21 protein-coding genes are annotated in these 21,776 nt (G+C 70.5%); 14 read left to right on the forward strand and 7 right to left on the reverse strand.

From position 1 onward, the window contains the following. Window positions 1–332: 332 nt before the first annotated feature. The gene (locus tag ETAA1_RS18460; RefSeq protein WP_145241021.1) at window positions 333–1,040 is read left to right on the forward strand and encodes a hypothetical protein; all 708 of its coding nucleotides are present in this window, start codon (window positions 333–335) and stop codon (window positions 1,038–1,040) included. Between the two features lie 363 nt (window positions 1,041–1,403). Here ETAA1_RS18460 and ETAA1_RS18465 read toward each other — a convergent pair whose 3' ends face one another. The 5 genes from ETAA1_RS18465 to ETAA1_RS18485 all read right to left on the reverse strand — a co-directional run bounded on the left by ETAA1_RS18465 (window position 1,404) and on the right by ETAA1_RS18485 (window position 6,377). Beyond that, window positions 1,404–2,216, reverse strand: coding sequence for a hypothetical protein (locus tag ETAA1_RS18465; RefSeq protein ID WP_145241023.1), 813 nt, complete (start codon window positions 2,214–2,216; stop codon window positions 1,404–1,406). A 402-nt stretch (window positions 2,217–2,618) separates the two neighbouring features. Continuing rightward, on the reverse strand, window positions 2,619–3,503 hold the full coding sequence (locus tag ETAA1_RS18470; RefSeq protein ID WP_145241025.1) for a hypothetical protein: 885 nt from the start codon (window positions 3,501–3,503) through the stop codon (window positions 2,619–2,621). Window positions 3,504–3,731: 228 nt separating this feature from the next. After that, on the reverse strand, window positions 3,732–4,010 hold the full coding sequence (locus tag ETAA1_RS18475; protein WP_145241027.1) for a hypothetical protein: 279 nt from the start codon (window positions 4,008–4,010) through the stop codon (window positions 3,732–3,734). Window positions 4,011–4,163: 153 nt separating this feature from the next. Next, window positions 4,164–5,330, reverse strand: a complete 1,167-nt coding sequence (locus tag ETAA1_RS18480; RefSeq protein WP_202920225.1) for an AAA family ATPase — start codon at window positions 5,328–5,330, stop codon at window positions 4,164–4,166. A 213-nt stretch (window positions 5,331–5,543) separates the two neighbouring features. Further along, window positions 5,544–6,377, reverse strand: a complete 834-nt coding sequence (locus ETAA1_RS18485; RefSeq protein WP_145241031.1) for a hypothetical protein — start codon at window positions 6,375–6,377, stop codon at window positions 5,544–5,546. 108 nt (window positions 6,378–6,485) lie between these two features. Here ETAA1_RS18485 and ETAA1_RS18490 point away from each other — a divergent pair, with 108 nt between their 5' ends. The 4 genes from ETAA1_RS18490 to ETAA1_RS18505 all read left to right on the forward strand — a co-directional run bounded on the left by ETAA1_RS18490 (window position 6,486) and on the right by ETAA1_RS18505 (window position 10,605). Then, the gene (locus ETAA1_RS18490) at window positions 6,486–6,716 is read left to right on the forward strand and encodes a helix-turn-helix domain-containing protein (RefSeq protein WP_145241033.1); all 231 of its coding nucleotides are present in this window, start codon (window positions 6,486–6,488) and stop codon (window positions 6,714–6,716) included. 218 nt (window positions 6,717–6,934) lie between these two features. Beyond that, window positions 6,935–8,347, forward strand: coding sequence for a hypothetical protein (locus ETAA1_RS18495; RefSeq protein WP_145241035.1), 1,413 nt, complete (start codon window positions 6,935–6,937; stop codon window positions 8,345–8,347). 155 nt (window positions 8,348–8,502) lie between these two features. After that, window positions 8,503–8,823: a hypothetical protein gene (locus ETAA1_RS18500; protein WP_145241037.1), complete on the forward strand. Its 321-nt coding sequence runs from the start codon at window positions 8,503–8,505 to the stop codon at window positions 8,821–8,823. A 420-nt stretch (window positions 8,824–9,243) separates the two neighbouring features. Then, entirely contained in the window at window positions 9,244–10,605 is a 1,362-nt protein-coding gene (locus tag ETAA1_RS18505) for a tyrosine-type recombinase/integrase (RefSeq protein WP_145241039.1), read from the forward strand. 334 nt (window positions 10,606–10,939) lie between these two features. Here the strand turns inward: ETAA1_RS18505 and ETAA1_RS18510 are convergent, their stop codons facing one another. Then, on the reverse strand, window positions 10,940–11,401 hold the full coding sequence (locus tag ETAA1_RS18510; protein WP_145241041.1) for a site-specific integrase: 462 nt from the start codon (window positions 11,399–11,401) through the stop codon (window positions 10,940–10,942). Window positions 11,402–11,880: 479 nt separating this feature from the next. Here ETAA1_RS18510 and ETAA1_RS18515 point away from each other — a divergent pair, with 479 nt between their 5' ends. The 6 genes from ETAA1_RS18515 (at window position 11,881) to ETAA1_RS18540 (ending at window position 15,697) form a co-directional block, all read left to right on the forward strand. Continuing rightward, complete coding sequence (locus tag ETAA1_RS18515) at window positions 11,881–12,459, forward strand: hypothetical protein (RefSeq protein WP_145241042.1); 579 nt, start codon at window positions 11,881–11,883, stop codon at window positions 12,457–12,459. A 75-nt stretch (window positions 12,460–12,534) separates the two neighbouring features. Beyond that, window positions 12,535–13,296, forward strand: a complete 762-nt coding sequence (locus ETAA1_RS18520; RefSeq protein ID WP_145241044.1) for a 3'-5' exonuclease — start codon at window positions 12,535–12,537, stop codon at window positions 13,294–13,296. A gap of 103 nt (window positions 13,297–13,399) precedes the next feature. Continuing rightward, window positions 13,400–14,110 carry a GP88 family protein gene (locus ETAA1_RS18525; RefSeq protein WP_145241046.1) on the forward strand — a complete coding sequence of 237 codons (711 nt, stop codon included), beginning with the start codon at window positions 13,400–13,402 and terminating at the stop codon, window positions 14,108–14,110. A 49-nt stretch (window positions 14,111–14,159) separates the two neighbouring features. Continuing rightward, window positions 14,160–14,375 carry a hypothetical protein gene (locus ETAA1_RS18530; RefSeq protein ID WP_145241048.1) on the forward strand — a complete coding sequence of 72 codons (216 nt, stop codon included), beginning with the start codon at window positions 14,160–14,162 and terminating at the stop codon, window positions 14,373–14,375. Beyond that, window positions 14,372–14,923, forward strand: a complete 552-nt coding sequence (locus ETAA1_RS18535; RefSeq protein ID WP_145241050.1) for a hypothetical protein — start codon at window positions 14,372–14,374, stop codon at window positions 14,921–14,923. Before ETAA1_RS18530 ends, ETAA1_RS18535 begins: the two co-directional genes overlap by 4 nt. 174 nt (window positions 14,924–15,097) lie before the next feature. Beyond that, on the forward strand, window positions 15,098–15,697 hold the full coding sequence (locus tag ETAA1_RS18540) for a hypothetical protein (protein ID WP_145241052.1): 600 nt from the start codon (window positions 15,098–15,100) through the stop codon (window positions 15,695–15,697). A 395-nt stretch (window positions 15,698–16,092) separates the two neighbouring features. Here the strand turns inward: ETAA1_RS18540 and ETAA1_RS18545 are convergent, their stop codons facing one another. Next, window positions 16,093–17,586 carry a site-specific integrase gene (locus tag ETAA1_RS18545; protein WP_145241054.1) on the reverse strand — a complete coding sequence of 498 codons (1,494 nt, stop codon included), beginning with the start codon at window positions 17,584–17,586 and terminating at the stop codon, window positions 16,093–16,095. A 139-nt stretch (window positions 17,587–17,725) separates the two neighbouring features. Between ETAA1_RS18545 and ETAA1_RS18550 the strand changes: the two genes are divergently transcribed. The 3 genes from ETAA1_RS18550 (at window position 17,726) to ETAA1_RS18560 (ending at window position 21,719) form a co-directional block, all read left to right on the forward strand. Then, a complete protein-coding gene (locus ETAA1_RS18550; protein WP_145241056.1) occupies window positions 17,726–19,093 on the forward strand; it encodes a hypothetical protein in 1,368 nt (455 codons plus the stop codon). A gap of 117 nt (window positions 19,094–19,210) precedes the next feature. Next, window positions 19,211–19,483: a hypothetical protein gene (locus ETAA1_RS18555; protein WP_145241058.1), complete on the forward strand. Its 273-nt coding sequence runs from the start codon at window positions 19,211–19,213 to the stop codon at window positions 19,481–19,483. Between the two features lie 13 nt (window positions 19,484–19,496). Next, window positions 19,497–21,719, forward strand: a complete 2,223-nt coding sequence (locus ETAA1_RS18560; protein ID WP_202920226.1) for a recombinase zinc beta ribbon domain-containing protein — start codon at window positions 19,497–19,499, stop codon at window positions 21,717–21,719. The last annotated feature ends 57 nt before the right edge of the window (window positions 21,720–21,776 follow it).

Raw genomic sequence — 21,776 nt, forward strand, 5'->3', positions numbered from 1 at the left:
GGTGAACCAGACCCCTGACCGGAATCGAGGCGGCCGGCGGTTTTGGGCGCTTGGCCGACGAGCCCGAGGATGTCGTCCCCATGGTTGTACCTGTTGGTGCGCAATGGTGCCGACCCCGAGTATCCACGTTGCCGCGAGCGAAACAAGTAGCGGGAAAGAATTTCCCGGAGACGACGTGTGAGACGGATGCGGTTCGTCGGTGGGACACCCACCTGTCGAGTCGGGATAGGATTCAAGAAAGGGGTATTGGGTCGCTTCGGCGGGTGCGGAGACCAGCACCCGCCGTTGCAGGCCGTCGGCCCGCAGGTGCCGTGGAACGAGGGGAGTCGCCCGTGACAACCGCGAGAACGGCGAAGGTGATGGCGGCGGTGAAGGCCATCAAGGACTTCCACGCCCTCGGCCGGTCGGTGCCGAAGAAGCAGGCCCAGAAGGAGGCGTACGCCCAGGGCACGGTCGACGCCGAGGCCCAGAAGCACGGCGTCAACCCGGACACCGTCCGCAAGGCCCGGCAGTTCGCCGACCCGGTCGGCGGGTACACCCCCGCCGAGGTGAACGACCTCTGCCGGCTCATCACCGCCGAGCAGCCCCACCAGGACGACGAGCGCTCGGTGTTCGGGCGGACGCACCTGATCCGGCTGCTGAGCGTGAAGAAGCAGTACCGCGCGGGCCTCCAGGAGGCGGCCGTGCGGGGCGGGTGGTCGACCGGCGAGCTGGAGGCCCAGATCGCTGCGAGGTACGGGAGCCGGCGGGACGGCGGGCGGAGGCGGCGGCTCCCGGCCGACGCGCTCGGGCTCCTGACCCAGGTCGAGCGGCTGTGCGAGGGGTGGCGGCGGTGGGTCGCACTCGTGTCCGCGAACCCGGAGCAGCAGGTGGGTAAGACCAAGGGGCCGTCGATGAACGACCTCCCGCCCCGTGTCCGGCGGCTGGTGGGCGAAGCCGGCGCCGCCCTGGCGAAGCTCCACGAGGCCGCCACCGAGGAACTCAAGGCCCGCCGGCCGGGGCGGGCCGTCCGGCACCAGTTCCGCAAGGCCCTGGAGTAGGTCGGGACGGGCGGGGGACGGACGGGGCACCCCCACCCCGCCGGCGTAAGTCGGCCCGCCGGTCCCACCCCTCCGGGAAGGGGATGATGTCCTCCGGTGAAATGCGCCGGCCTCTGCTTCGGCTTCTTAGCGGGGGTCGGTGTCGTCGCCGGGTCGAGCGGCGCGACGGGCGGGCCGGTCGGCCCGACGGCGCTCAGGGCGGCCAGGGCCTTCTCCAGGTGGGCGCGGCAGATGAACGCCCGCGGCCCCTGGGCTGGCCACAACACCCGCAACGCCCCGCGAATGCACTTCCGGGCGGCGGCGTGACGGAGTTCGGTGTTCGGGGTCGGCACGGCAAGCCCCGTCCAAGGAGGATGGTGAACGTCAACAAGGGGTGACGAGCCGGACGCCCCACGCCGCCCCGTCCCCCCGGCAGGTCAGCCGCTCGGCCAACCCGGTTGACACGAGGCTGGTGATCGCCGCCCGCACCTGACGGACGGTGAGCCTGGTGGCATCCGCCAGCTCGACGTTGGTGGCCACAACCCACCGGCGACCGCCCGCCTGCCGTAGGAGTCGTTGCTGGGTCGTGGTCGGGGTCGGCCCCAGGGCGGTCGCCAGGAAGTCGTGGAACAGCCTGTCGCGGGTGGACAACCCGACCGGCGGGGCGGCCGAGGGATGATCGCGGGGTGGTAGTGCCGCCGCCCAGCGGACCCACTCGGCCCAACTGGCCAACCAGATCGCCTCGTATCGGGTGTCCGAGGACTTCTTCGGCCAGGAGGTGTGCCAGTGTGGGTAAAGCGGGAGCGACCCGTCGTCGGCGAACAGGACGAGCCCGCCCCGGATGTCCGCCCCCCGGAAGCACAGGGCCGGGAGCCGGTGGCCGCCGAGTTCCTCGCCGTCCCCGGCGAGCAAGTCGTTGAGTAGTACGCCCGAGGCCCGTAGCCAGACGAGCGAGGCAAGTATGTCCGAACTCGCGCGCACCACGAACCGGAAACCGGCCGGGAGCGGGGTCGCAGGGTCGTACAGGTCGCCGAACCGCCAGAGCGACCGCCCCAGGTCTGCGGCCGTAGCCGAGATCTGCCGCCCCAGGTCGGCCGGGCTCCCGAGCGCGACCACCATGTCCTTCACCCGACGGTGCTCGAACCTGGCGTGCCGGAGGTGCGCCATCTCTTCCTGAACCAGTGTCAGGCTTTGCATCGAGAAACCTCAAAAGTGGTTTTTGGTTCGCGTCGGACAGAGATCTTCGCCGTCCGACTTCGTCCCCGTCGGTGCACGGTCGTTGGCGTCGTGATCGCCCCACGCGGCCGGCCGGCGGCGCACAACATAGTCGTGGCGCGATGGGCCGCCCGTCGGATGCTCGGGGTCGCAGGCGTAGTAACAGCATCCACCTTCACGACTGATAGAAATTGCTTCTTGCGTTGCGGGCTCGACCGCAACGCAGGCAAACACCTCATTGACCGACTCCTCACTACCCCTCATTATTCCTCATGGTGGTTGCCACACAGCCGACCCTCGGCTGTGTGGCAACCGACCCTCGGCTGTCGGGCCACCGACGTCGGTGGCCCGACAGCCGACCCCATGACGCGAATCCGCGGGGGGCTACCCCTCGGTCTCGCCATCCCACTTCGACAGCCACGCCTCGTAGGCCGCCTCCACGACCGGCCAGTTGATCCGCAGTCGCATGGCGACCGTGTTGCGCCTTCCTCTCCTGGTGTGCCGCGTCGAACACAGGAACTTCTTCTTCACCAGCCGCTCGACCGCGTACCGGACCGTGGTCGTCTTGTTGACGCGGAGCCACGCCCGGAGCTGGTCCCGGGTCACGACGTACCACTGCGCGCCGTCCGGGTCGACGTGGAGGAACCCCCGGTGGGCGTTCAGCCGCTTGCGGGACTTGTGCAACCCGAGCATGAAATCCACCGTCCCCAGGACGGCCCGCTCCAGGAAGTCGTCTGTGATGGCGACCCACTCGGGCAGTTTGCAGAGGAGCGGCGTCTTCGAGTAGCCGTGCTGGAGGTCGCTCCGCTTATGGGACTTGGCGGTGTAGGCCGCGTCGTCCACCTCGTCGTCGTCGTCGTCATCATCGTCATCATCGTCGTCATCTTCGTCCTCCGGCTCCTCATCGTCTTCCTCCTCCAGCCCGTTGGTACTGGAGATGCCCGCGCCGCCGGCCGTCCGCGTTCGATCGTCCCGGAGCACCTCCGGCAGGTCGGACACCGCCGACGGGGCCGCCGCTTGCCCGCTGGCCGACTTCGCCTTGCGACGGAGCTTCCGTGATGCCTTGTTCGTTCCATCCGACGTGTCGGGAACCTCGTCTTCGTCCGCGTCGGAAGCGACGACTTTGACTTTTGTTCGCCGCTGTTTCTTCCTGGGAGGCAGTCGCCCCGCGTGCGTTTTGGCCGCGTCCTTGGCGGCGAAGTGGGCTTCCGTGGCTTCCCGGTTGCGTTCGACCCGTTTGTCGAGCTTGGCCCGCTCGGCAGCGGACATGCCGCTGAGAGCCGACAGCGGCGGCAGTTTCAAAAGTGGTTTTTGAATACTGGCCGCGGACGCATGGACACGGGCCTTGCCCTTTGGTAGGCTCATTGCGTTCACCCCCGAACCGCCAGTCGAGTCGCTGTCCGCAAAACAGCTCGGCTGGCGGTTCCCGTTTGTGGTCAATACCGCCCACGACTGTGGCGGATCTGGCTCATTTGGTCAATGCCGCGAAGCTGCGACCTAGGCGGACTCGAACGGTGCCCCATACCAGCCGGTCGCTGCCCACCGGCCGACCTGGTTCGGCATCACCATCACCCTCATCGGCCGCAATTCGTTCCGCCGGGTACGCAGCAGCCGCACGAACTCGGTGGTGAGCGGCACGCCCTCGGCCTTCAGCAGGCCGACGACGTCCTCCTTGTGGGCGTCGACCAGGGCGATGCGGTGGTTGCACCCGGCGAGCACCAGCCCCGGCCGGGCGGGGCAGGCCCACCTGTAGCGGGCGGCGTTGAACAACTGCATGGGCAGCGATCCTGGGCTCACGTCCCGCCGTCGCGGTGTACCCACGCAGCCCCACATTTGCGGTGATGGCAAACCCCAGCTCACGCTCGCAGTTCGATCCTGCCGCACGGGCGTAATTCGCCGACACGGCCGTCCCATGCCTCCCCCCGCCGCCTACTGCGGGGGGAGCAGCCCCCCGTCATCGGACGGATCGTCCGCGCCGTCCGTGTCAGCCGGGGGAAGCCCGCGCTTCCACTCGTCGCCCGGCAGCGGCGGGCCGTCGCCGTCGTACAGGAGCCGGTCCATCAACTCCTCCAGGTCGCGGTCCTTGAACGGCCGGTGGACGCGGTCGTCGTCGCCCAGCTCCCAGTACCACCGCGACCCCCGCCCGCTCCCGTCCTTCCGCGACCGCACCCGGAGCAGGGCCTTCGCCCGCTCGACGGTCCGCCGCGCCACCCCGCCCCGCGCCGCGAGCTTGTAGACGTCGGCCGCCCACACCGGGCCGTCGGCCAGGAGTGAGTAAAGGACGTACGCCCCCTCCCTTAGGAGAGAGTGCGCGGCCCGCCCGCCGGTTAGATCGCCGGCGGTGCTGGGGCTCTCGCCCAGCCACTCGACGGTCACCACGCCGTCCCGCTTGACGGTCCGGTACACCAGGCCGGGGGCGGCGGACAGGTTGGTTTTCACCTGGGTCAGCACGTGCTGGAACGGGTCGTCGGCGTTCGGGTCGGGCGCTGCCAGCAGCGCCGAGCGGGCGGCGGCGACCACCCCGATGCTGCCGAGCCCCCGGTACAGGGGGTTTGACCCGCCGCCCTTGCTCAGGTGTCGCAGGAGGAGGACGCCGAGGTCCAGCCGCTCGGCCAACCCGACCAGCGACCCGACGGCCGCCCGGACCGCCCGCTCCGAGTTCGCCGGGCCTGACAAGAACGCGGTGAACGGGTCGATCACGACCAGCCCGGCCCCGACCTCTCGGGCGGCGTCCTCAACCACGCCGATGTCGTCGGGGAAGACCAGGGGCCGGTCCGCGAACTGCCGCCGGTCGTACACGTACACCTTGCGCAGGTCCGCCCCGGCCGCCTGGAGCCGCGGCCTGACCGTGTTCCCGAGGCCGTCCTCGGCCCCGATGAGTACCGCCCCGGCCGGGGGCGATGACCCGGTACAGTTGGGCATCGGCCGCCCGCCGGTGACCCGGGCGATCAGGTCGTAGGCGACGGTGCTCTTCGCCTGGCCGGGGTCGCCGTCGAGGGTGGTGACGGCCTTCCGCGGGATGCGGTTCGGCCACACCCAGTCGAGCCGTTCCTCAGGAATGTCGTTCAGCGGAACCAGACGCCGATCACTGCTCATGGGAACACCTCCGTCTCCGACCAGGCCGAAGGTCGCCAACGTCGCCAACGTCCGGGCGGGCGACGTTGGCGACCTTCGGCACTGCATTCCGGCTCCCACACGTCGCGGCCGTCCATCCGTCCGATGTGGGCTTCACTGTCGTGGCAGGTACGCGGACACACTCGGGCAGAGGGCCAACCTGGGGCCACCAACCCGAGCCCCGACTTGCCAACGTCACGGGCGGATCATCAACAACTGCACGGCGAGTACGTGCGCCATCCCGAACGCGGGCATTTGATGCCACGGGTCGGTCTCCCGCTCGGCCGCGCGGCGGTCGAGTTCCTGCATGGTTTTCAGCCCCGTCCGGCGTAGGCGCGGCTTGTTCGGGTCTCTGGGCTTCTTTGGGGACGGGTTGTCACGCGGGGCGAAGTTGGAGTGGAGGGGGTCTCGGAACCGCACCCGGGTCCGGTCGTCGCTGAAGACCAGCCGCCGCTTCTCGTCGGCGGCGACCAACCCGTACACGGGCTCGGCTCGCCCGAGGCAGCTGCCGTCCAGCACGCACCACTTTCGGTGCAGCCCGCCGGGAGCCTCGACCACCGCCAGCGAGGTTTCCAGGAGCAGCAGGTCGCCGGGTAGCAGCCGCCACGCGTCCACAGCCGTCGCCGGGTGCCCGGCGGGCAGCCGCCACATGTAGCAGGACGGCCGGTCGAAGGCCGCAGCGACGGCGAACCGCTTCCTGGTCATCAGTGCCGCGTGGTCCGCCGGTGGGCCGGGGAGCGGCACTTCGCTAACCGGCAGGGTGCCGTGAGTGTCGGGCAGGAACGGCTCGCCCTCACCGGTCGCTGCCCAGTGCGGGTTCACCCGCTCGACCGCCCCGAGCCGGGCGATCAGGTTCCGGGTCGGCGGCTGCACCTCGCGGACGACGATGTTCACGAGTGCCTGCGTGACGCCCAGCGCGCGGGCCAGCCTGGTTTGGTTCCCATCGAAGAGCCGGTCGAGGACGAGAACGAGTCGCCCGCGGGCGACCTTCTGCCACTCGACCTGTTCCGGCGTCGGTTTTTTCCCCATCGGATGTTTTCCATTGAGAGGATGGACACCGTCCATTATTGTCGATAATAATAGATGTGCTGCGGCGGGTTGCAAGGGCGCAGCAACCCGGTTCTTCGGGGGTGACGGATGGCGAAGGTGACGATCAAGCAGGCGGCAGAGCGGACGGGCCTTTCGACCAGTCTGCTCTACCAGATCTGTGCGGAGCGGCGGCTGCCGCACTTCCGGCTGGGCCGCGAGGGGAAGCGTGGCAAGATCCTGATCGAGGAGGTTGACCTGGAGGCATTCCTGGCGGCGGCCAGGGTCGAGGCGGGGGCGTGCGACGACCCGTCCGCCCCGAACAACCGCTCAGTCGCATGATGATGGACTGATGGTGAACGACACGGCCGCTCTGACTTTCATCCTGGAAGCAAGCGGCGAGTAGATCCGGGGTCGATTGACCCCGATGAAGACGGGGTTCGGAACCGCCAGATCGCGGACCCGCCCCGAGCGGAAGCTGAGATGCGGACGACCACATGCACCACGACACACCCCACCCGGAAGTCCGGGTTATAGGCGAACGAGACGATCGCAGAAGAATGGTCCCGGCCGAGTTAATGGGCGGCCACGTCCACGAGACGGCCGGTGGGAAGCGAATCCACATCTGGCGGCGGGGGACCAAGTTCATCGCCCGCGGCCGGTTCCAGGGGCGGCACTTCGGGGAGACCCTCGGTGATGAGTCGTCCGCCACGACGAAGTTGCGGCGACTGCTCACCGCTATCGAGGACGGCGCGTACAGGCCGCCCAGTGAGGCGCACCGGAGGCAGCTCGCCGACGGCACCGTGCCGCGACTGACGTTCCGGCAGCTGGCCGAGGTGTTTCTCGCGGCAAAGCGGAAGCAAGTTGGAATCCAGACGGCTACGGACTACCGTGCCCGGCTCGTCCCCTTGCTAGTGTTCGCAGAACTCCCAGCGAACCGCAAGCGGTGGCCGCTAGCCGCGGACGTGGACGCGGGGTTCGTGACGGATGCGCGGGCGCACCTCTACGCCTGTCGCACGAGCCGAAACGGCCGGGCCGCCGGGCAGCCCCGGCCGCTGTCCCCGCGACAGATCGTGAACGTGATGGAGACCCTGCGAGCGATGCTCGCGTGGGCCGCCGACCCCCGGAACAACAAGCTACCACCGGGGTGGTTGAACCCGGTCACCCGCGGCTCGGTAGGCACCCCGCCGGCCAAAGACCCATTCCGGCGCGACCCGCTGCCGTTGGAAGTCCGGGCCAGGATCGTGGGGCTGATGGACGCGTGGCAGCTCTGCACGCTCGTTCCCTCACTGATCCTGCCGATGCGGCCCGACGAGGCGTGCGGGCTGCTCACCGACGACGTGGACTTCGAGTACGCCGAGTTGTTGTTCGGGATCAACCTGCCGGACGTGAACTTCACCAAGAAGAAGGTCGCGTTCCGGCTCCCCTTCCCGAGCGAGTTGCGGGCGATTCTAGAATCCGCGGTCGGGGACCGCACGAGCGGGCCGCTGCTGCGGACACGCCGGGCGTACACCAGAGCCACGCCGCTGGGGGTCGACACCCTGGCGGATTTGAAGGCCCAGTTCGACCAGCGGGTGCTCTCCGAGAAGCCGGGCCGGGTTCAGACCGACCACGACCGGAAGATCCTGTTCCGCCGACTCCTACGGGAACTCGGCGGCGTGAGCGCGGATGCCATGAATCGGGAGTTCAAGGCGCTGCTCGCGGCGGCCGGTGTTGCCCCTGGAGCATCGCTCTACACCCTCCGGTCGTCGGTGACGACGACGATGAGCACGGGGGCGAAGCTCCCCCACCTGGAACTCACGTACCTGACCAGCCACAGCACCCGGGACATCCTCACCCGGTACACGAGCCTGGACGTACACGGCGAGATGCGGAGGTATTTCGACCACGTCCGCCCGCTGCTCGACGCGGTCACCCGGCGGAGCGACGAGTTGGGGATCGGACGTAAGGAAGCGGGGTCTTACGAATCGTGACAGAAACCATGATCCGGGGACGGTCACGATCTTCGAGGAGTCGGGGTGCCGCAGCGTAGCGACCGCGTACGGCACCAAAGAACGGAGCAGGGACTGGTAGTGTCTGGCGCGAAAGCGTCCAAGCCTCGCCCACCATCAACGCGAAGGAGAGACCGATGCGCTGCAAGTTAGTCCTCAGCATTTTCGCCGAATCGAATGTCACGGGGGAGTCAGTGGAGCTGTGCCCCGGTGTGCTGGTCGAAGAGCAGGACTCGGCGGAGCACCTATTCGGGAATCTGAACGCACTCTGCGAACAGGGCTGGGGTGATATGTCACAAAAGAGGATGCGAGACTTCTTCACCCGGCTGCATCACGAATACGACGCGATCAAACGCCTCTTTGAACATCGGGAACAGGCGAGAACCCCAAGCGCTGAAGGCAAGGAGAAAACGGTCCGGCGGAAGGCCGCGTCGGCAGCCCAGCCGAGCGAGCGATAAGAGTAGGACGCCACCGAACTGAGCAGCCCTTCCGCGGCCCCCTCGGCTCACCCATTGCCCTCTCCGAACGTAATGGGGAGGGTTTCTCCCTCCGACCCTTCTCCGCGATTCTGCGGTGCATGACTGGTGCACGTTTGGTGCACAAGACCCCCTATAATGCCCCTCAAGCCGGGCGCGTGGCCCGGCCGATGAGATGTTGCGAACGCCTAGTTTTTCCAGGGAATTTGTGCGATCAGGCGGCAGTCGTCGAGGGGGGCTAAAAGTGGGTCTGGGAGATTCCCTCCCTCTCCGCTGTCCTGTCGGCCCCGGTGACACAAGTGGTTGTCACCGGGGCCTTTGCCTTTCCGGGCCGACCTCGGAACCCCCGATTTGTGGCAGTGTTTGTGGCACTTTGTGGCGGGAGGGTTCTCCGAGGATGACATGGCCAAGGCCCGCTCGTTCCGCGTCGGCAAGGTGACCGGCTACCTCCGCGGCCGCGTCTGGTACCTCTGCTACTTCGAGCACGGCAAGCGCCGCCGCCCCCGCGCCGGGGCCGACCGGGACGCCGCCCGGCAGCTCGCCGCCCAGGTCAACGCCCAGCTCGAGACCGGGGCGCCCTCCGCACTCGGGTTCGAGCCGATCGGCATCCCCGCCCTGCGGCGCGACTGGCTCGACCACCATGAGCAGGTCCGCCGGTCCTCGGTCCAGTCGATCAACCGGTACCGGACGGCCACCGAGCACCTCCTCCGCTTCCTGAGCGACCACCCCTTGAGGCACGCGGGAATGTTCTCGGCCTCCCACGCCGCGGACTTCGTCCGCCACCTGCGGGCCGCCCGGGTGTCCCCGAACGGCCACCCGAACACCCCCACGCGGCCGCTGCTGGACAAGGGCGTGCGGTACGTCCTGGAGTGCTGCCGGGCGCTGTTCAACCACGCCGCCCGGCGGCGGCACCTGCCGCCGTACGCCGGGAACCCGTTCGCGGCGGTCGAGATCGACCGCATCCCCGTCGAGTCCGCGCGGCCGATCACGCTCCTCACCGCGGACCAGGAACGCGAGTTCCTCGGCGCGTGCGACGACTGGCAGTTCCCGGTGTTCCTGACCCTAATCCTGACCGGGCTGCGGCCGGGCGAGTTGTGCCACCTCCTGCTGCCCGACGACCTCGACCTGGCGGCCGGCCTCGTCCGGGTGCGGAACAAGCCGCGACTCGGCTGGCAGGTGAAGACGCGGAACCAGCGCGACATGCCGCTCGTGCCCGCGCTGGCGGACGTGCTGCGGGTTCATCTGGCGGGCCGCACCTCCGGGCCCGTGTTCCTGCGGCGGACGTGGACGGCCGACGGCCCGCGGTTCGATGCGTCCTCGCCCGCGGCCCTGGAGGCGGAACTGTCGCGGCGGCTCGCCAGCCGGGACGCGACCCGGGGCGAGTCGGACCGGGACGTCCGGCGGCGCCTGGCCCGGCGGCTCTGGCGGGACGCCGGGGCGGTGGACGAGGGCCGGGTCCGGGTCGAGTTCATCCGGGCGGCGGGGGCCGCCGGGCTGGCCGGGCAGACGGCGCCGAAGGTGCTCCGCCACCAGTTCGCGACCGCCCTCCAGGAGGGGCGGGTGGACCCGCTGGTCCGGAACATCCTCATGGGGCACGCGGCGGCGGGCGTGCGGTCGGCGGGGCACGGCCTCGGGATGACCGCGGTGTACACGCACACCCGGCCCGAGACCGTCCGCGAGCAACTGCTCGCCGCGCTCGCCGACCGAGCGGCCGCCGCGGCCGCGCGGGAGTGGGTCTCCCGACACAACCAGTTACTCGTCTAAATATCTGGCATAATCGTGTCAAGATACTTGTGTGGGATCGGATAGCAATCGCAAACCCTCGTGGTCGCCCTGCCCCGCCCCACCAGGCGGCCTGCTCACCACTCCTGGGGATCACCGCCGGCGTCGCTCACACCCAATGCCGGTGGTCCTGCCGCGAGGGGCCTGACTCCCGGACGGTTATCCCGGGAGTCAGTGCACTTGCCCGGTCGTGGTCCTCGACCACGCCGGGGTGGGGGCCGGGACGCGGCGTGATCTCACCCCCCGACCGTCCGGCAGCCCCTGCCGCTCGCGAGCGGGGCGAACGAATTATGCTATTAATATTCTAAATATATTATCAAATCGTGTCACAATTACTTGAAGAGCGGCTTACCTCTTGCCTCTCCCCTGCGAGCCGGCGGGTGCGGGTGCCGAGGGTGTTCGCGGGGAAAGAGTCGCCGGCAGGGGTGACCGGACCGAGTGGCGGCAGGGGTGAACGCGGATCGGAGTCAGCCGCCGGCGCCGCGGCGGCGCGCCGGTCGACGGCGTCGAGCAGCGGCGCCTGCTCCCGTTCGAGCACCGCGGAGGAACGGCGGCGGAGCTGGCCGAGGTGGGTATACGCGACGACCGCCGCCTTCCCGGGCGCGTGGCTCAGGAAGTAGCGGACGTACCCCTCCGGCACGCCCGCGTTGTTGAGCGTCGTGGCGAACAGGTGGCGCAGGTCCTTCAGGGTCGCGGCCGACGGCCACTTCATCATGGTTGACAACATCGCGACCCCCCGCACGTGGTCGTGGTCCAGCCCGCCCGCGTCGGCGAACACCCCGACCCGGACGCGGGCCCGCTCCGCGGCCGTCCTCGCTCCCGCCCGGTCGCACCGCGCCCGGTACTCGCCGACCAGGTCCGCGTGTGCCGCCGGGAGGTTCCCGTCGTGATCCGGGAGGCGGACCTCCGCTCCCGGGGCCGGAGCGCCGACCAGGCCGGGCCGGTCGGTTCTGGTTTCGACTCCCCATACGACAGCCAGTCCCGGCGGTCGTGTGCGTTTCCGCCTCGCCCGCCCGGCCGAACCGGCTTCTCCGATTCCGATCCGCGCCCCCTGGCGTGCGCCGCCGTCGCCGCGCCAGTCCGGTCACCAGCCCGGACGTAGCAGCGTCCGCCGGTCCGGGGCCGGCGCCCGTCTCGACGGTCCCCTCCCGGTCACCACCTGGCTGCCCGTGCTCTCCCCGCGGCCGGGGTGGTTTTGCGTCCCCGCAAGACCGCCCCGTCGGGGGCGGTCTTCTACCCGTTCCGGAGACCACTCCGATGACCGAACACGCGCCCACGCACGCACACGCCGCCTTCCTGTCCCTCCTGCCCCGGCTCCGGACGCACGCCCGCGTCCGGTTCCGACACCTCAACTGGAGCGACCGCGAGGAGGCGGTTGCCGACACCGTGGCCTACGGCTTCGCCTCGTTCCTGCGGCTCACGGCGCGCGGGAAACACCCGGCCGCGTTCCCCGCGGTGTTCGCGCACTTCGTCGCGCGGGCGGTGGCCAACGGGCGGAGCGTGGTCCGCCGGCTCTCCGCCCGGGACGTCACGGCCGGGTACCGCAAGGGCCGGGCCGCGGTCCACCGCCTCGAGGGCCCGGCGCCCGGCGGCGGGTGGTGGCGGGACGCGGCCCCGGACCGGCGGGGCCGGGTTGCCGACCAGGCGGCGTTCAACCTCGACTTCCCCGCCTGGCTCGCCACCCTGCCGGCCGTCAAGCGAACCGTCGCCGAGCTGCTGGCGCGGGGCCACGGCACCGGCGAGGCCGCCGGCGCGACCGGGCTCAGCGCCGGCCGCGTGTCGCAACTGCGGCGCGAGCTCGCCGACTCGTGGGTCGACTTCCACGCGGGTTTCTGACACCGGTCCGTCCCGACGCCGCCCCACCCGGACCGGCTTCGGCGGACGTCGGGAGGTGACCGACCCGGAGGGCCCATGTCTGTACCGCTGTCCCACCTGGTTCTCGACCGCCCCCTGGCGGTCCTCGACGTCGAAACGACCGGCGTCGACCCGGCGGCCGACCGGGTCGTCGAGGTGGCCGTCCTGACCCTCCTGCCGGGCGGCGGGCAAGAGCTTTTCCACCGCCGCGTCGATCCGGGCGGGCCGATCCCGCCCGCGGCGACCGCGGTGCACGGCATCACCGACGCGGCGGTGGCTGGCGCCCCGCCGTTCGCCGCGGTCGCGCCCGAGCTGTTCGCGGCCCTGCACGGGTCGGACTTGGCCGGGTTCGGGATCGGCACGTTCGACCTGCCGCTGCTGGCCGCCGAGTTCGCCCGCGCCGGGGTCCCGTTCCGGGTGGCCGGGCGGCGGGTGATCGACGTGCTGGCGCTGTACCGGCGGTGTCACCCGCGGGACCTTTCCGGCGCCGTCCGCGAGTACCTCGGCCGCGACCACGCCGGCGCGCACTCGGCGGCCGCCGACGTGCGGGCCACCGCCGAGGTGCTCGACCGGCAGGTGGGGCGGCACGCGCTGCCGCCCACCCCGGCCGGCCTGCACGCTTCGCTGGTCGAGGTGGACGTCGCCGGCCGGTTCCGGCGCGACGCGGCCGGGCACGTCGTGTTCGCGTTCGGGAAGTACGGCGGGCGGCGGCTCGGGGAGGTCGCCGCCCGCGACCCCGGATACCTGAGGTGGATGCTCGGCCGCCCGTTCCTCGACGACGCCCTCGGCCTCGTCCGCCGCGCGCTGGCCGGCGGGTGAGTCGCGGCGGTGGCGCCCCTGCCCCACGGTTTTCATTCCCCGAATCGCGGCGCCCGCCGGCCGACCGGCCGGCGGGCGCCACGACCGTTCCCGGAAGGTTGTGATGCTCACACCCGGCAACCTCAAGCTGGGCGGCCGGCGCATCTGGGGGTTCGCGCTCCCCTCGGGCACGCCCGCAGTCTGCCCCGGCATGTCGCCGACCTGCTCGGGCTGCTGCTACGCCGCGGCCGTCGAGCGGTACCGCCCGGCCGCCGCGGCCAAATACCGGCGCAACCTGCGGGCGTCACGCCGCCGCGGGTTCGTCCGCCGGCTCGTCGCGTTCCTGGTCGCCCACCGGATCCGCGTCGTCCGGGTCCACACCGGCGGCGACTTCTACTCGCCGCGGTACGCGAGGAAGTGGCTGGCGGTCGCGCGGCGCGCGCCCGGCGTCACCTTCTTCGGCTACACCCGCGGCTGGCGCGTCCCGGCGATCAAGGCGGTCGTCAACCGGCTCGCCGCGCTGCCGAACTTCGTCGTGTGGTACTCGTGTGACCGAGACACCGGCGTGCCGGCGGACGTCCCGGCCGGCGTGCGCCTGGCCTGGCTCTCGGCCGCAGCCGGCGACGTGGCGCCCGCCGGCGTCGACCTGGTGTTCCGGGCCCGCGCGCTCCGGCGGCGCCCCGTCGCGCCCGGCGGCCCGCCGGTCTGTCCCGCCGAGGACGGCGTGCCCCGCCCGCGCCGGGCGACGTGCGACGGGTGCGGCCGGTGCTGGCACCCGGCGCCCGGGACGCACCGCACACCGCTCCCGGTGATCGACCCCACCGAACCGCGGTAGTCAACGACTCGCTCGTGCCGATCCCATTCTTCCCGAACGGAGAACGACCATGACGCCCGAGACCGACGGCCGCGCACCGGCGCGCGGCGACCCGACGGACCCCTCGGGGATCGCCGGGGCCCGGCGCGACACCCCCGCCGGAGCGGCCGCGAAGGCGAGCCGACAGGTGTGGGTGCCGCACCGGTCGAGAAGGCAGAAGAAGGCGCTGTGGGTCGTGCCGGGCAGCCTCAAGCGCCTTCGCCAGGGCACGGAGGAACCACGATGACCGCCGTCGTCTCGGCCCGGGCCCGCCGACTGTCCGACGCACTCACGGACCTGAAGGTGAAGGTCCGCGCGACTCTGGCGACCGAGCTAGCCGGCGCCGTGGGCATCGCCGTCCGCGACGTCCTGCTCGTCGCGCTCGTCGACCGCCTCAGCGCACCGCCGCGCGCCTCGACTCCGGCGCCGCTCCGGGGCGGCTGGTGGGGGGACGGGTCCGACCGCGAGCCGAACCCGTGGGACCCGGCTCCCGCCATGTGGGACGATTCCGGCGACGATCCCTCGCAGGTCCCTGCCCACTACGCCGGCGACGAACGTGACGCACCCGGGCCGGCGCCGGTGGCGCCGGCCGCGGCCGTCGCGCTCGGCTTGAGCGTGGGGCGGTGGTGGCTGGGGCGCGGGGGAACGGGCGTCGCGGCCGTCGGGTTCGGGGTGCTCGCGACGGCCCTGGGGCGGGCGGGCGGGCCCGGCGTCCGCGCGGCGCTGGCCGTCCTCGCCGCCGCGACCGACGTCCTTACCGCCGAGGCCGCCCTCGCCCGCCACCGCCCGTTCTGACCAGTCTCGCCAGACCCGCTCCCCGAACCCGCGACACCGCCCGTATACCCGCCCGGCGCTCGCCGCGGGTCAGCCGAGTGTTGCGTGATCGGGGATCGGGACTGGCGCCCCGCTGCACTGAACACATTACGACGACCCGAGACCCCCTAAACGCAACAACAGGAGGAACGAACCATGTCCGCGACCACGACCGCCACCAACGGCAGACCCCAGCGCAAGCAACTGTGCGAACAGCTCGACCGGCTCGACGCGATCCTCGACGTGATCGCCGAGGGCCTGCCCGGGGCCGTCACCGACGCGTGCCGCGAGGGCGCCCGGGCGGCCGTCAAGGACGCGATCATCCAGATCTTCACCGACCCCGAACTCCGCGCCCTGCTCGCCCCGGCGGCGCCCTCCCCGGTCGCCGCGGCGCCCGCCCCCGAGCCCGGGCCGAAGACGCCCGGCCCGTGGGGCCGGCTGAAGGCGAAACTCGCCGCCGCCCGCGACGCCGTGACCGGCGCGGCCGCCCGGGCGACGGGGGCGGTGGCGTCGCGGTACCGGGCGGCCGGCGACGCCGTGGCGGCGCTCGGCCAGGCCGCCGGGGAGGCGCTCCCCTGGAGGCGCATGCTGTGGGTCAGCGGCGGCGTCGGGCTGGCGGTCGGAGTGGCCTGCCTGGTCGTGCCCCAGACCGTCGCCGCGGCCGCCGGCGCCGCCAGCGCCGGCGCCACGGCCGTCGCCGTTCAGGCCGGCACCTGGCTGGGGCGCGCCGCCCGCCGGTTCGGCCTGGCGGGCTGACCGCGTGCGGCGAGCGGGCGGGATTCGTGTCGGACGTGTGACGACGGCGTCGGCCGGTCAACGTGTTCGCCCGCGGGCGAGCGCCTCAGCCCGTGCGACCACCCGAACCACCTTCTGCCCCTCGACCTCGGCCTGACTACCGCCTTCCGCCCCGCGGCTCCCACGTCACGGGTCCGAGGGCCGTCGGCACAACCCCGAGGAACCACCATGGCGGAAACGGGCTCCCGAACCGCCCGTGACGTCCCGGGTACCCGGACCCTCCGCCCGTCCGCGTGCGGCCTGCCCTCGAAGTCCCCCGCCCACGCCCGACCCGCTCCCCGACCCGCGGGAGGGACGCCCCGTCGGGTGTCGCCCGCTTTCGTACCCCTGGACGCATCGCCGCAGAACGGGGCGGGTCACACTCCGGTGGAGGGTTCACCGGTCTGGCTGGAGAGCGGAGCGACTTGCTTCACCCTGCCGAGTACAGCCTCCACGAGACCGCCCCACTCCTTCCGAACGGCTTCGGTGTAGTGCCCGGCGAGATTATTTAAATGCAAGTATGAGTTTAATGCGACACCCCGGCCCGGGGCGTGGCCCATGAGATACCGCGTGTAGGACTCGGGCACGGCCGCGTTATTCATCGTCGTGGCGAAGAGGTGCCGCAGGTCCTTCACGGTGGCCGCCCGGGGCCACCCGAGGCGTGTCGCGAGACCGGCAAACTCGCCCCGCACGTCGTCGTATCCGATACCGCCGGCGTCACGGAGAAGCCGGTCCCGAGTCCGGGCTCGCTCGGCCGCCGACTGCTCGTTCAACTTCTCGCACCTCCGGCGGTACTCGGCGATTAGTTCCGGAAGCGGAGCACGGTACAGGGGAGCGTCGACCACCCCGTGCACGACGCGACGTCGTTCGAGGAGCAGGCCGTGACCGCGCCCGCCGCGGAGGTCGGCCCAGAACGGCCCGAGGTCGGCGAGCAGCGGGAAGCGCTTGTCGCGCCGCCCCTTCGTGAGCACGTCGAGTTCGGGAATGCAAGGGACCTTCAGCCAGTCCGCCGTAAGGTGTTCGGCGAAGAGCGTGCAGGGCTCGGCGGCGCGGAGGCCGAAGAGCAGCAGCGGCACGAAGAGTCGAAGTTGATGGTGATCGCACGCGTTGATGAACTCCACGGCCATGGGGCTGGTAATGTCCGGTTCGGCGAGCGGGTCGCCGTGGGGGGGTGGTGTCCTCGCACCCCCCTTGAGGAACGGAGAGCGAAACCCCTCGGGCAGAAGGCCGCCGCGGGCCGGGTCGAGCGCCCATTCGTAGACGCCGCGAACGACGTCGAGCACGTACCGGTGGCTCCGCAGCGGCCTCCCCGCGGCGCCCGCCCGACCGTTCCCGCCGACCTCGCGGTTCGCCAGAAACGCCGTGAAAGAAAGCTGGAAGTCGCGATTGACCAGCGCCGGACTCGGGTAGACTCTGTCGATCGTGGTTTGCTCGCAGAAGGCACGGTAGTGACCGAGGGCGGCGCGGTACCGGGCCACCGTGGCCGGATCGACTACGCCGGCGTCGGCGCGGCGGCGAAGGTCGTCGAGGTAGCGCGCGACGAGTTCGTCGTGGCCGAGGCGACGCGGCTTCGGCACCCCCCCGGACCGCAGACCCGTAACGCGATCGTCGACCTGCCGGGCCCGCACGAGGACCGCCAGCAAGTCGCCCTCGACGCGTTCGGAGAGGTTCTTCCGGGCCGCCGGGTCCCACCAGTTCAGGATGTGGTGGGTCCCCCGGCGGTAGATCCGGACCTTCCGCGGGGGGCTCAAACCCGGGGGGAAGGAGTCCAACCGCTCCCAGCGGTGCTTCTCACCGTAGCGGTCCGTCCAGGAGTGCTGACCGGACGGCGTCGTGTCGCCGACCCGCTCGTGGGAGCCTGCCGAATCCATGGCCGTCCTGCCTGACCTCGCCTTGACTTGCGAGCGAATGACGGCAGGGTAACCGGTGGGCCTCACGCCGCACTCACACCTGCGGCCTCGGCGTGTGAGACTTCGGGGGTAACGGAACCACGTCCGAATGAGTCGCGCGATGGACCGAATCGAGTGGGCCGAGCGAAGCTACCGACAGATTGTCCCTGCCCCGGACGCCGGGTGGGCCGAGGTGCCGGTTCGGAGGCTGGAGGTGTGGCTGAGGGATGCCGTGGCCCCGCTCGTGGCCGAGTACGTGCGTCGTACGCGGTTCCAGGACCTCGCGGCCTGGCCGCTGCGAGCCCTTCGCCCGGGTTCGGGGTCTCCCGCGCGCGCGGCCCTCGAAGCGGTCGACGAGAGCCTGGTGGGGTGTGCGAAAACGGTTCAGACAGCACTCCGATCCACCCGCGTCCGGCGCGCCCTGGAGCACGGCGTTCTTCCGGAGCCGGTGGTGACGAGTCAAACGAGCCTCGTCGGTGGAGACGGGACTCATCCGCTTTTGCGGCAGACAGAGCGGATTCACCCGCTCCCCGTCATGGAGGCCCAGGTGGAAGGCGTCGCCCGGCGCTTTTGGGCCGACCTGGTCAACCCGGAGGATTACTGGCGGCCCAGCCCCCGGTGGCTGCTGGCGGAGGGCCTCCAGACCGTCTCGAGCGGGGAACTGGTGGCCTCGCTCAACCCGGAACTCCACCGGGTCGGCGACTTCATCACGCGATGTCTCGAGCGAAGAGTGACGCTTCTCGTAGAGGAATTACGAGGCGCCGGACACGCGATCCTGGCCGCGTCGCGCCCGTTGGGCCCCCGGGCTCCGAAAGCAACCGCCCTCATCCCCTCAACTCTCGCCCAGCTTGAGGCCCGCGTCCGCGCCTTATACGCGTCCTGCTGGCCGGAACCGGAGGGGGCCTACCGGGATTCGTGCGTCACCCTGGTCCAGGCGTACGTGGCCTACCATCCCGATCCGCACGTCGAATGGCTGGGTGACGCGTCGGCGGAATCGGCCCTGGGAGGACACGTCTTCCGGCACAATGTGTCCCACGCCCGGAAGTTGGAAGTCACCGACCGCGTGGCCGCGGCGCTGGCCGACCTGCGACGCATGTATGCCGAGGAGCCGCCGGGCCAGTCGGCCTTGGACGAAGCTGTCGCCAGCGGAGGGCTTGTCGTCGCCGAAGCTTTGCCGCAGGCGTTCTGGTCGGGAAAGCCGCTGACCGTCGCGTGGCACCGACACCCGATGCCTTGGAAGTTGCTCCTCCTGCTGGCTCGCAAGGCGCGGTTTCACACGCACGTCGTCGAACTGGACGTCTACGAAGATGACGTCTCCGAGTCGGCCATGGCGACGCTCCTCGGACGGCTGAAAAAGCTCCTCCCACCCGAGTTGAGGAAGGCCATCGTACCCGGCCCCGAACCGCGGTCCTACCGCCTGGATTTGCCGCCCCGACTCGTGCACCTCGTAGACGTTTCCGATCCCCACTCGCGTCGCCAGTTCCCTTGACGAACCCACCGCCCCTGAATTCTCACGCCGCTCACCGCCCCGTGTGATCGCGGCGTGAGTCCTCATCGTTACTCTTCATGCACGTGGCGTGACCGCGTGCCCCCGAACGGAGGCCGCATGTCCCGCCGTAACCCGGACCCTGGTAATGGGAGCGTGGCGAGCGGAGGAGATTGCTCCGACTCGACGCTGCCGCGTCTGACCGCCGAGCACGTGGCCCGCTGGGCCGACCGAATCGCGGACGGTCGCGACGAGTTCCCCGCCCAAGTGGTCGGAGCCGACCGTGCCGCGCTTGAGTACGCGGTCCGGCTGCGGCTCCGCCGGCGACTGGTCCGGCTGGTCGCGCGGGCGATCGCCGGGCGTCTTCATGCCTCGGGCGTGGAGGCGATCTAACAGGAGGCCCACGATGCTCGATCGCAAGTACGACCCGACTCAGCCGTACCGGTACGTCCGGTACGGCCGCATGTCGGGGAAGTCGCAGAACCCCAAGTCACCCGAGCAACAGTTCGAGACGATCGAGGACGTTCGCACCCGGAGCCGTTACCCCTGGGTGCTCGTGAAGACCTACCGGGATGACGCCATTACCGGGCGACTCATCCGCCGCCGGCGCGGGCTTCAGACGATGTTGCAGGAGATCGAACTCGGTCTCGTGAGGGTGGACCTGATCGCCGTGGACACCATGGAGCGGCTGGGGCGCGCCGGGGAGATCGCCGAGATCCGCCGCAAGCTCCTGGTCGAACACGGCGTCATGGTCGTCGCCGCCGACAACGACTTCTGCGACCCGACGGGCGTCGTCGGCGCCGCCGTCGGCATGGTCGAGCAGATGCGATCGACTGAACACACGCGAATCTCGCGGCACAACGTACTCCGCGGCAAGAAGTTCGCGGCCTCGCTCAAGCGCTGGCCGGGCGGGCCGCCCCCGTTCGGGTACCGGCTCAAGTCGATCGTGGACGACTCGGCCGACCCGCCCGAGGTGTACTCCGTCCTCGAGATCGACCCGCCCCAGGCCGACGCCCTGCGGCTCGCGTACCACCGCGCGGTGGACACGGGCGAGGGCGACCTCCTTCTGGCCCGATGGTGGAACGCCTCCCCTGGTATTCCCGCGGAGTTCAAGCCGGTCAGCCCGTTCACGATGGGTTATCGCCTCCGCAACCCGATCTCGATCGGGGTCCTGAAGTGGGGCGTGAATCGCACCGGCATCGTCAGCGACGTACGCGTGGTCGAGCGGAACCCGGACGGTCCCAAGGTCATTGACGACTTCTGCCCGCCCTTGATCGAACGAGAGATTTTCGATCGGTTCATGACGGTCCGGAACGCGCGCCGGCAAGCCGCGGCGAGTGCGCGGGCACGGACGATGGAGTGTGGCGAAGACGTCAAGCGCATCGCGCCGCAGGTCCGCGGCTTGACCCTCAAGTACCCCCTCACGGGGCTGGTCCGCTGCGGCGGCTGCCGGGCCAGCATGCGGCCGGTGTTGTCCGGGCGCAAGAGCAAGGCGGGTAAGACCTACACCTACTACACTTGCCCCCGGCACTACGACGGGTCCTGCGACAACGCGTATCACGTTCCCGAAGTCCCGCTCCGCCGTGCGGTCGTCGAACGACTCCGGGCTCGCCTGTTCCCGCCTCCGGACCGGGCCGGCGAGGTCCCCGACTGGTTGCCCGAGCTAATGGCCGAGGTTCGCCGCGAGCTCGACCACTACCGGCTGCTGGAGCCGGACCGGACCGCCGAGGTACGAAAGGAAAGAGAGCAGATCGAAAAGAACCTCGCGGGTTGGGGTCAGTCGCTCGGAAACCCGGCCTTACCGGGAATCGTTCGATCCGACCTCGAGGCTCGCTACGCCTCGGGCAAGCTTCGCCTGGAAGAACTGTATCGCGACTCGGAAACCGCGGCTCTCGTCGAGTCGAGCTTGCAGGCGGCCGTGGGCCCCGAAACCGTGCTCGCCCAACTCCGGACGCTTCACGACGTGTTGGGGACGCACAACCCGACACTGACGAACCTGGAGTTGGCGAATCACATCGACCGCATCACCTGCCACCGCGACGGCCGCGTCGAACTGCGCGGCACGTGGCTCGGGCTGTTCGCCGGGGCGACCGAACTGCTCACTCGCTCCGCTGCCGCTCCGGCGCCCCCGGAAACTTGTAGCGCGTTCCCGGCAGTGAACCCGCGGCGCCGCGGGCGACTTCGCGTCCCTTCGTTGTCTGCGTCCTCCCAGGACGCGGCAGGAGACGGAGACACGTCACTGGACCCGGGCCGCTTCGACGGCCTGCGCGACGGCTTCTTCTGGTCCGAACCCGTCACCCTGGAGGGTACCAAGTGTTGGTCCGAACGCCACGCGGCCGAGGTGGCAACCCTGAGAAAGGAGGGATGGACCCACGAACGGCTCGCGAGTCACTTCAAGAAAACCGTGCCGACGGTACGCAAGGCGCTCAAGTTCGCTGCCGCTTTCGACGGGTCGCTCGGGGACTTGCCGAGGAAGCAACCGAGAGCACGATGGCCGGAACAGAACTACCGTGAAGTGGCCCTGCTGCGGCGTGCGGGGAAGTCCCTAACGGAACTCTGCGCCCACTTCGAGAAGTGCGAACCACTGATCCGCACGGCTCTGCGCCTCGCCAAGGCTGCGGACGCATGACCCGCGAGTAACGCGCAATTCGCACTTTCTCAACCATGTTGTGGTGTGGGGCCGCCA

Origin of the sequence: Urbifossiella limnaea (assembly GCF_007747215.1) — a bacterium.
GTDB classification, from domain to species: Bacteria; Planctomycetota; Planctomycetia; order Gemmatales; family Gemmataceae; genus Urbifossiella; species Urbifossiella limnaea.